Source organism: Aphanizomenon sp. UHCC 0183 (assembly GCF_009712065.1).
GTDB lineage: Bacteria > Cyanobacteriota > Cyanobacteriia > Cyanobacteriales > Nostocaceae > Dolichospermum > Dolichospermum heterosporum.
The window spans coordinates 1-9,316 of sequence record NZ_VILC01000135.1; the positions used below are offsets into that span (position 1 = coordinate 1).

The 9,316-nt window shown below is 38.2% G+C and carries 10 protein-coding genes and 1 pseudogene; 6 read left to right on the top strand and 5 right to left on the bottom strand.

Features of this window, described 5'->3' with window-relative positions; translation table 11 throughout:
• The 5 genes and pseudogenes from FJR37_RS24650 to FJR37_RS27285 form a co-directional block, all read left to right on the top strand.
• Positions 1-589 (top strand): annotated as a pseudogene (locus tag FJR37_RS24650) (metal-dependent hydrolase); the annotation flags it as partial.
• Positions 590-818: 229 nt separating this feature from the next.
• Positions 819-1,007: a hypothetical protein gene (locus FJR37_RS24655; RefSeq protein ID WP_168467373.1), complete on the top strand. Its 189-nt coding sequence runs from the start codon at positions 819-821 to the stop codon at positions 1,005-1,007.
• Positions 1,008-1,157: 150 nt separating this feature from the next.
• Complete coding sequence (locus FJR37_RS24660; RefSeq protein WP_168467374.1) at positions 1,158-1,661, top strand: hypothetical protein; 504 nt, start codon at positions 1,158-1,160, stop codon at positions 1,659-1,661.
• A 465-nt stretch (positions 1,662-2,126) separates the two neighbouring features.
• Positions 2,127-2,513 (top strand): helicase HerA domain-containing protein, encoded by a 387-nt coding sequence (locus FJR37_RS27280; protein ID WP_254434663.1) that lies wholly within the window; start codon positions 2,127-2,129, stop codon positions 2,511-2,513.
• Between the two features lie 2 nt (positions 2,514-2,515).
• On the top strand, positions 2,516-3,208 hold the full coding sequence (locus FJR37_RS27285) for a type IV secretion system DNA-binding domain-containing protein (RefSeq protein ID WP_254434664.1): 693 nt from the start codon (positions 2,516-2,518) through the stop codon (positions 3,206-3,208).
• Between the two features lie 184 nt (positions 3,209-3,392).
• On the opposite strand, the gene FJR37_RS24670 is transcribed toward FJR37_RS27285, so the two are convergent.
• From FJR37_RS24670 to FJR37_RS24690, 5 genes are all read right to left on the bottom strand, one after another.
• A complete protein-coding gene (locus tag FJR37_RS24670) occupies positions 3,393-5,600 on the bottom strand; it encodes an AAA family ATPase (RefSeq protein WP_168467375.1) in 2,208 nt (735 codons plus the stop codon).
• A 357-nt stretch (positions 5,601-5,957) separates the two neighbouring features.
• The gene (locus tag FJR37_RS24675; protein WP_039203720.1) at positions 5,958-6,200 is read right to left on the bottom strand and encodes a hypothetical protein; all 243 of its coding nucleotides are present in this window, start codon (positions 6,198-6,200) and stop codon (positions 5,958-5,960) included.
• The gene (locus FJR37_RS24680) at positions 6,193-6,387 is read right to left on the bottom strand and encodes a hypothetical protein (protein ID WP_168467376.1); all 195 of its coding nucleotides are present in this window, start codon (positions 6,385-6,387) and stop codon (positions 6,193-6,195) included. The genes FJR37_RS24675 and FJR37_RS24680 overlap by 8 nt, the downstream gene beginning before the upstream one ends.
• A gap of 60 nt (positions 6,388-6,447) precedes the next feature.
• Positions 6,448-6,612, bottom strand: a complete 165-nt coding sequence (locus tag FJR37_RS24685; RefSeq protein ID WP_072033657.1) for a hypothetical protein — start codon at positions 6,610-6,612, stop codon at positions 6,448-6,450.
• Between the two features lie 227 nt (positions 6,613-6,839).
• Positions 6,840-7,049 carry a hypothetical protein gene (locus FJR37_RS24690; protein ID WP_168467377.1) on the bottom strand — a complete coding sequence of 70 codons (210 nt, stop codon included), beginning with the start codon at positions 7,047-7,049 and terminating at the stop codon, positions 6,840-6,842.
• A 55-nt stretch (positions 7,050-7,104) separates the two neighbouring features.
• On the opposite strand from FJR37_RS24690, the gene FJR37_RS24695 reads away from it, so the two are divergent.
• Positions 7,105-8,448, top strand: a complete 1,344-nt coding sequence (locus FJR37_RS24695) for an RNA-guided endonuclease TnpB family protein (protein ID WP_217355385.1) — start codon at positions 7,105-7,107, stop codon at positions 8,446-8,448.
• Positions 8,449-9,316: the final 868 nt, after the last annotated feature.

Sequence of the window (9,316 nt, forward strand, 5' to 3'; positions counted from 1 at the left end):
TCTATCAGCATTTTCGATAAATTCTAAGGGGGGAATTTTAACCCAGTTTAACCGTCTAATTGCCTCTACATCAGGGGTACAGGGTGTGTACAATAGTTCGGGAAGCACTCATAAAATTGTTGCTAATATTAAGGGTGTCAGGGCGGGCGATCGGTCAAAAGTTGATGGACAATTTCAGATTATTCAACCTAATGGGACTGGTTTTATAGTCCTTGAACCTAAGACAAATAAACTATATAAAGCTGCAACTGACCCTGATAGTCAGATTGTGATTGAACAAATTACAGCAGATGTTTCTACACCTGCTATTACTACTATTGAATCCGTATTTGTGGAAGATCAGGTTATTGGGGAGGCGATAAATAAATTTAATCGTACTAATACAAATGTATTTGTTAGTGGTGATTTATCAGTGGAAGATTTTGACACCTCAATTTTACCAAGAGATCCTTATCAATTTAAATTTATTGACGCATCATCCACTAATATTAAATTAGAAGCTGCACCACTAAAAGTTGTGATGAAATTCTTAGGAGATGAATTTGCAACTGGTAACTTACAAATTAAATCAATTACTAGTAGTCAATAGTTAAAACTATTGTATCAAGTAAATCGCTAAAAGTATTGGTGTGTATAGTTTTAAGGTTGTTTTAGGTTACAAAATCTGAGAAAATAGCACAGATTTACTGTAAATATCCCCAGTGAGTGGGAATTCAAGAATCATCTTATAAAATCAATCCAGAAATAAAATAGTTTCCATTCAATTAATATCTCCAGCGAGCGGGAATTATAATATAACCAACCAAAACAAAAACATTATGTCTACAGTAAAACAAGTCTTAACAGCAAGAAACGTCCCTTTCACTGAGTCGAAAGATTATGACGATCAACCTATTATCGTAGTTAATGACTACACTGAAGAGGATGTTCTTGATTCTTCTGCCACTGACATCTTGGCAACTGGTTACGATGAGCAAGGAAACTTAGTAATAAACATTCAGGAGTAGGCATGGACATTCGCTCAATGCAAGAAAAGATAGAGGTCAACCCATATCTATCAGAGAGGAAGAGGGTCAATGGCTAAAATTGCAATGAGTTTCCATTCAATTAATATCCCCAGCCAGTGTTTTAATGATTTATAGGAACTCAAGAAAAATATGAGCAGTGAAATTGTAATTGTCCGTACAGGTATACCTACTGAAGGTTTTGACGCGTTAGCAGTTTTAGGGAAAACCTTTTACTGGACACTAAATTTAGAAAGGGTTCAAGCTTGTTCTGAGGTACATATTTACAACTGGGAAGGAAATCAACGAATTGTTGCTCCTATTCTGCCAGAACAATGTTACTCCATTGATATGTTTGGTAAACCTAAAACTATTATTGCTTTTGACCCTAAAGCAGTTCGTTTTGAAAATGTTGATCCGCCTCGAAAGTTTGGACGAATTTCTGCATCCTATGATCATACTCCCCCTGGACTTAACTGTACCCCTAAAAGACCAATGATCATGACTAAAACTAATGATCCCTTTGATTACGATATTAATGAGATATTGGACGCTGAAGAGATGTATGGCTGCATGGCTGCACCAATCGAATTCATTGAAGACAAGCTAGTTAAAAAGCCTAAAGACAAGCTAGTTGAAAAGCCTAAGTCTAAGTAGACTGAAGCCCGGTGAACGATTGCCGGGCTTTTTAGGGTTAAATTTAGGTCGAGGGGGAGTAGTCGGCTAGACTGTGCCAATTTGGGAATTTTGTACGCTAAGAAATCAGAGCAATCGCCCAAAGCCTTCTCATTAAAGATTGTTAGCGTTCAACTCTCAAGGAACTTTTTAACGCCCCTTGTTCTGAAATCCAAAAATTTCCATTCGGTTTTTATACCCCCAAAATGAAGATTCTTGCATCATACCAGAATAGACTCAAGGAAATTACCACACTCAAATTGTGATGCCTGTGATTTGTGATCGCAAAGGTCTAATTATGTTTAATTCTACCTGTGTAGCAACAGTTGTATTCAAGTCGTAAAATGAGGGTTTAACATCAAAAAAGCTATAGCATAGATATAATAACAGTTTCCATACCACTAAAACTTTTAAATCTAAACACACAAGCTTTAAAACCAATTAATTATGAAACCATTGCCACAGGCTACACTTAAACCACAAAGTAAAGCAATTGATAAAGAGCGATCGCACTCTGGCATATTCTTAGGGGATAAATGCTATTGGAATCCTGCTACTTTACCAAATGGTCATGTCGCCATTATTGGAACGTCTGGGAGTGGTAAAACTCAGACATTGAAGGCGATCGCCTATGAATTACCTAAATTATTTCCCACTATAAAGAATATTATTATTGATTATCACGGAGATCAGCAGTTACCTAATGAAGTTTGTTATCCCTTGGATATGGAATCACCTTATGGGATTAATCCATTAACAATTGATTTAGATACTAAAGGTGGTGGACCAGCACTGCAAGGAATAGCAGTAGCGCAATATTGCGTAAAGCCTTGACAATGGGAGCAAATCAGGAAGGATTAATTATAGAAATATTAAGTCATTGCTATAAACAAAAAGGAATTACTCAAGAAAGCGTAAGCACCTGGACTAATAAACCACCAACTTTTCAAGACTTACAAAATGAGATTACAGCAAGAATAGAGAATGGATGTAGAGAATCCTCTAAATTAGCCTTAAAATTAGCTGCAATGTTTGAGTATGGAATCTTCAATAAACCACAGCCTAACTTAAAATTACCCCTAATTAGATTTGATTTATCAGCACTTGGTAAAGTTCCTGGGTTGAGCGCGATCGCAACTGAGGCAATTATCAAACAATTAATGGACTCTCATAGGATTGCTGGTGAAATTGAAGATAAAATTCCCAGAACGTTTATTATTATTGATGAGGCTAAAGAAGTTAAGAACAGTAAAACTTTAAATATTATATTAGGTGACGGCAGAAAATATGGACTATGCTGTATATTAGCTTCTCAACGTGATGCAGAATTGAGTAAAGAAGTTATAGCCAATACAGCTACAAAAATTATACTTATGCTGGATCAGACCGAAGTTAAAGCCGTTTCCAATCGGTTTAGATTTTCTCCTAATATAGTGGGACAATTGCAGCCATTGGAGGCGTTAGTTAGAATGGGGACAGAAGGCATTAAAACTAACATAAAACCATTTTATGAAAGGTATCAAGAATAATCAATTAAACATCGGTCAGGTCTGATGTTGGGATATACAGAGCGATAGCGTTCGCGGAGCGTCCCGGAGGGAACTAGCGCTCCGAAGGAATCGCTCTTTAATTTTAATGGGAAATATAGCGATCGCAAAGCGCTCCGAAGGAATCGCTCCGAAGGAATCGCTCGATAGAAATCGCTATAAATACCTACATTTTGACGACTTCACTAATGGGGAATTGTTTTGTCAGAAAAACAACTGTTACCCAGCCGTCCCCAATTTCATGAACAGTGTTGCCATTCTCGTTAGCTTGGGGATGCAGGACAAAAACTTTATCCCCTACCTTTATAGGTTCAGGTTCTACACCGATAGTAGTATCTTCACTTTGTGTAATATTTTCAACTTGTTTGACAGAATCATTTACCCCTCCCCCTTCCTGAAAATAACTGTCCGTGAGACATAATGACTGGGATTCTTGATTATCAAGGGTTTCAGATACATAACAAACATCTAAATTAGGTTGATTGTCGGGTATCTTGTCAGATATGCCAGGCATTTTATCAGGTATTTCGTCAAATACATCTAAACCTTGTGTAGTAAGGGTTTCAGCCATTATATCTGATAACCTTTGAGAAACTATAGGGAGGGGGGGGGTATGGATAACATATTTAGGCGACAACCTGTAAACTTTTTTACGTGGGTCACTTTTACTAGGCGATTTTAGTAGTACCCCTTGACCACTTAATCGAGATAAAGCTGTATATAAGCTATCTTTAGTTCCTCTAACCTGGTGCTGTATTTCTGCAAACTCTAATCTAGCATCATATCCAGCACATTCAAATAATGCCTTAACCCGTTGTATTACAGGTCTAGCGTCTTCCACCTGCCGATCTGAATTGATTACAATCATCTTTCCTGACTCACGATCTAAGCTGACATCCAAAGTTACCGGACTACTACCACGTAGTTTAGGAGTAGAAAATTTTCTAACATCCCCTTGACCCTCTAGCAACCAAATACCACTGACAGCAGCGGCGATCGCACTAGAACCTCTAACCTTATTCACTCCCTTATTATCTTTGTCTTTATTGTTGTGGTGAATCATGAGGCCAGCAGAACCGTAACGTTCTAGCAAGTTATTCAGGGAATAGATAAACCGCGCTGTTTTTGAGTCCTTTTCCTCTATTTGGGATAATTTATTAATCGAAGTTAGAGAATCAAAAATTACTAATGCAGGTCGCATATCTTCTAATGCTTCCTCTAGTATTTCCATCTGTGAAATATCCCAATTGTGGATAAGTTCCCAGCTACCCATGTACCCGTACAAACCACGCGAGATTAACTTATCTTGTGCAAAGGGTAGCGGTTCATCCCCAACCACAAATAGAACTTTACCTGTTTTGCTAGGTTGTTCGCCTAAAAACGTTTCGCCGCTAATAATACTCGCAGCACAGTCGTAGGCTAGGGTTGACTTACCCGCCGCCGGATCACCGGACAGTAAGGTAATGCCCGCAGATGGTAGCAACCCCGCGAACAACCATTGCAATCCCTCTGGAATATATTCCAGAAGTTCAGATGGTTTGAAACGCTGGGGTTTCGCAACTGTTGAGTTTAAGTCCAGTTGTCTTGAGATAGAATCTATTTCTCTGTTCCCAATTCCCTTTTTTCTCAGGTCTTTGGCCATTAATGCCTTTTTAGCCTCATCCTTTTCAGCATTTAGGCGTTTTATCTCAAGTTTTAGGATTTCTGCCTCATCTGTGGGATTTGCTACTATCCCCCGCCGTTCCAATTCCTGATTAAATTCAGATTCTAATTCCGCCATAAGTTTATTCCAGTGATACGGGTTCTCATTGCATCTTACTCGCAGTGTAGTTAGTTCCGCTTGTAGCTCAATTCCCGATAGTCTAGTGAGTGCAACTTTAGCTATTTGCAGAGCTTCTTTTACGGTAAGATTTTCGCTATCCTTGCGTGTTGCCCACTCTTTAAAAGATTGGGCATCTAATATTTGCAGTCCCAACTCCCTTGCTGATACGACTTCATCAATAAAAATCTCTACTGGTTGCGACAAAGAATGAACAAAACAATCTTCTGGACGTTGCCACGCAATATACTTGATCATCCATTCTGGTGTCTTTGGGTCGGAAATAAAGTAATTTAGTCCCGGTGCGATTTCCGACTCTTGGTAGGAGTGAATTTCATAAAGCATCCCTAAGTGAAGGATGCCAGTTAGATCGTCGGTTAACCACAGTTTGGCTAGTCCATCAGAAAAATTTTTGTTTCCAGATTCAGATTTAAATGTTAATGTAGTCATAGAAGGGTGAACCGTCTTTTCTGGTGTAGTCACAGGAAGATTAACCATCTTTTCTGGTGTAGTCATAGGAAGACTCACGCTCTTTTGTTCATTAAATGTAGACATAGAAAGACTCATCCTCTTTTAAATGTAGACAGACACAGACACGAAAAGACTCATCATCTTTTGTTTGTACTTCCCCCTGCCAAAAATTGAGAACTTCGGACAGGGCTAGGAACAGAAATTATCAAAAACCTCTACCGCCAAGTGGAGGTTTTTGCATTTACGGAAGTAGTGATAGAGATGCAGCCCTTAGTTAAATTATGCAGTATTTTTCCGCCAAAATAAAAACAACTACTCCTAAATGGTGGTAGTTTTGGCGTGGCGTAAATTTTACGCCTATTTATCCATCAGCCTGATCAGAATTGCCTCAAATTAGTCAAGTCGGGTTGGTGTTTTAGGGTAAACCCCCTGCTTCACTAACTAAGCAACGATTTTTACTGATTTGATACCCTTGCTACACCATTGAATTAGTAACCATCGGTCAGAATCCTTGTCTAATGCAGGTTTAAGCCGAAAATTAAAAACGTCCTCCCATACATCCACACCATACTGATTAACAAAATCACGCTCTAACTTTTTGAATTGCTCCCAATTGCGATCGCTAATAGCAGTCAGCATAGGAACAATAGTAGTGATAGGAACTTGAGTAGCTGTTTCACTCATCTGGGTAATCCTCAAAAATACAAATAATTGGTAAATCTCCAGTTTCAGTGTCGATAATTTCGACTAATCGCTTACCTTTCCCTCTAGCAAGTCTTTTGCAACGCCCCTCAGTTGTAGCTGCGCCCCAATCTCTAGTTTCTGCTAGATAGTCAAATTTCCCCTTAGAACGTTTGATATCATCTGCCATGCTGATTTTACTTAGGTTCTTTATTCAGTTTTCAAGTCAGAGTTTGGAGTAGAGAACGTTCTAACTTGCCTTTGGATTGCGTAGTTGTGTTTTTTTAATTTCACGAATACCAGACTCCACTATAAAAGCTGCAAGGTTAGCTGTGGTTCTACCCTGTTCATTAGCAAGTTTCTCCAATTCTTCAAATACAGCATCTGGAAGTGTAACGCTAAATCGTTTACTCATTTGCATCTATATAGAATCTCCTTTACACCAATATTCTACTAACTAATTCACTGTTTATTACAAAAAACATCTAGATTGAATCATTTACGATGTTAACTGAATCTATTTAGATGTTAAACTAGCACTATAAGCCAAGTAAATGCAACTCCACTACATTTTTATAGGAACAGCCAGTAAGCGTAAAACTCAGCGGCTTTAGCCCTGAGATATAAGCGGCTCGTGTGACTTTAGTCACAGTCATCTTTCTTGATATTGCCATACATATTTCTACCCACTCTTTCAATTAACTCACTGACGCTGATCTCCAGTGAATTAGAAGCCTTGATTAAATTTTCCCAAGCAGTATTAGTCACCATTATATTTCGGTGCTTCTTCAGTTCTTCATAAAAGACTGGCTGATTTTTTGTTCTTTTAATTCCTTTACCTGTTGACTTCATTAGAATATATGTATATACTAAGTTAAGTCTAGCATATCAAGGTGGTGATTGTAAATTGCTAACAAATTATGTATATAAAATCCGCCCCAATATTAGCCAGTCCAATAAAATGGATAACTGGCTAGATATGCTCCGGTCTACTTACAATTGGAGTTTGGCTGACAGAATAGCTCAATACAACCAGCAGTTTATTCAAGGTGACTATTGCGATATTAGGACTAAAGCAGAAGCTTGTCCATTAACCTGTTTTGTTAGTAAAAATGGAGCAAGTGGAGAGCCGTGGAAAGATGCTAAAACCGATAAGAATGGCAACCTCAAAAACCCTCGACGCAGTGCTGGTGATATTCAAATAACGGCATTGCCAGAGTTAAAGAAAGCTAGACCTTGGTTTGCTGAGATTGATTCTACAGTCCTACAGCAAAACGTCAAACGCCTTGACACTGCCTATAAAAACTTTTTTGAAGGGAGAGGTTTTCCTAAGTTTAAAAACCGTAGTAATTTTACATCTTTTACTTATCAAATGGGTATAAAAGTTCAAGGTAGTAAAATCTATCTCCCTAAATTGGGATGGATGCGGTTTTTTAATTCTCGCCTAATACCAACAGGTTTTACTATCAAAGCTGCCACGTTGAGAAAGCGTCAAGATGGTTGGTATGTCTCAATTAGGATTGAAGATAAAACCATACCAGACTATGCAAAAAAACCGCTAAACGAAGTTAATTCTATTCTTGGTTGTGACTTAGGAATAACTAAACTTGTCCATCTCTCCGACAGATATCAAATTGATAATCCTAGATTCTCAACCAACAAAAAAGCTAGACGCACTTTAAAAATTAGACAGCGACGGATTAATCGTAAAGTCAAGGGTAGTAAAAATCGTAAAAAAGCAGCTAATAAAGTAGGACGGTTTCACAAAAAGATTACAGATAAACGGACTGCTTATCAATGGAGTGTTGCTAAGACAATAGTTTCTAGAAAGGTTGATGCTATTGCCTTAGAAGATTTAAACATCTCTGGAATGTTAACACGTTGCCAGGTGAAAACTGATGAAAAAACTGGGAGATTTTTAAAGAATGGGCAATCAAGAAAGAAGGGGTTAAACCGTTCTATCTCTGACGCAAGTTGGAGTGATTTGATTTTAAAAATTGAGTATCTCGCTGTGAAGCAAGGAAAAGTTGTCATTAAAATCAATCCTAAATACTCCAGTCAAGAATGCAGAAATTGTGGGCATACTGATAAATCAAACCGTGATGGTGAGAAATTCATTTGTACTGAATGTGGGTATCACGAACACGCCGATATTGGTGCTGCCAAAACAATTAGAGATAGAGCTTTCAAAACTTGTATTGAGCGAAGTCGAAATATAGTACGTGGGGACTCCGCGAAACTTGCTGTTTAACAGCTAAACGCCCAAAAGATAAGCCAGTGCGGTATTGGGGTCTCTCCAAGTAAAGCAACTAGCAGTATCAGCACGCACTTTTGTGCAAACGTGTTGAGTTTGGGAACCTGTGCAAACAGGATATTAGGATTGCAAAATTTTAAGAATCTCAGTGGCTTCAGCCCTGAGAGTGTCAAAAGTTCTGCGGGTTAAGAGGATGTTTAAAAAGTCAAAAAAGATACAACACAGCTCTCTCTGTATCAAATTATGAGCGAGAGTTGGTTTTTTGCACCATAATATAAGCCAAAGTTGGAAAAACCCTCGCTCTAACAACTTTTCCATGTAATACACCGTCAATTCAACATTTTTACCGCGTATTACATGGAGGGGTTTTTTGTACAAACTCTCAAAAAGGGGGAATAGCAAAAACGAGGTTTGGCATTATTACCTTCAAATCCTATTCCAGGGCGATAGCGTTCGCGGAGCGTCCCGGAGGGAACTAGCGCTCCAAAGGAATCGCTTTTTATTCTAGTGGGAAATCAAATATAGCGATAGCGAAGCGCTCCGTAGGAATCGCAAAGCGCTCCATAGCGAAGCTCCTACAATTTTACAATATTTTAATATGAATAATAATATAAATACCTCTTTTTATATAGCGATAGCGAAGCGCTCTATAGCGTAAGAATCGCTCTTTAATTATAGTGAGAAATAAAATGTTATATTATTGATGATTCACGGTGTTTTAGTTTTGGTGAATTTTATGAAAAGTAATAATTTGGCAATAAATATCTTTTTTGCAATTGCGATCGCTTCACTACTTATTCTAGTGGGAAAATTCAAACCACAGGATAAACCAGCGATAGCGAATACGCTCGCCGCAGGCATCGCA

Coding starts and splice junctions, on each gene's coding strand:
- FJR37_RS24685 (WP_072033657.1), bottom strand. CDS start 6,612: ATGAGTAAACGATTTAGCGTTACACTTCCAGATGCTGTATTTGAAGAA.
- FJR37_RS24690 (WP_168467377.1), bottom strand. CDS start 7,049: ATGAAGTCAACAGGTAAAGGAATTAAAAGAACAAAAAATCAGCCAGTC.
- FJR37_RS24675 (WP_039203720.1), bottom strand. CDS start 6,200: ATGAGTGAAACAGCTACTCAAGTTCCTATCACTACTATTGTTCCTATG.
- FJR37_RS27285 (WP_254434664.1), top strand. CDS start 2,516: ATGGGAGCAAATCAGGAAGGATTAATTATAGAAATATTAAGTCATTGC.
- FJR37_RS24670 (WP_168467375.1), bottom strand. CDS start 5,600: ATGTCTACATTTAATGAACAAAAGAGCGTGAGTCTTCCTATGACTACA.
- FJR37_RS24660 (WP_168467374.1), top strand. CDS start 1,158: ATGAGCAGTGAAATTGTAATTGTCCGTACAGGTATACCTACTGAAGGT.
- FJR37_RS27280 (WP_254434663.1), top strand. CDS start 2,127: ATGAAACCATTGCCACAGGCTACACTTAAACCACAAAGTAAAGCAATT.
- FJR37_RS24655 (WP_168467373.1), top strand. CDS start 819: ATGTCTACAGTAAAACAAGTCTTAACAGCAAGAAACGTCCCTTTCACT.
- FJR37_RS24680 (WP_168467376.1), bottom strand. CDS start 6,387: ATGGCAGATGATATCAAACGTTCTAAGGGGAAATTTGACTATCTAGCA.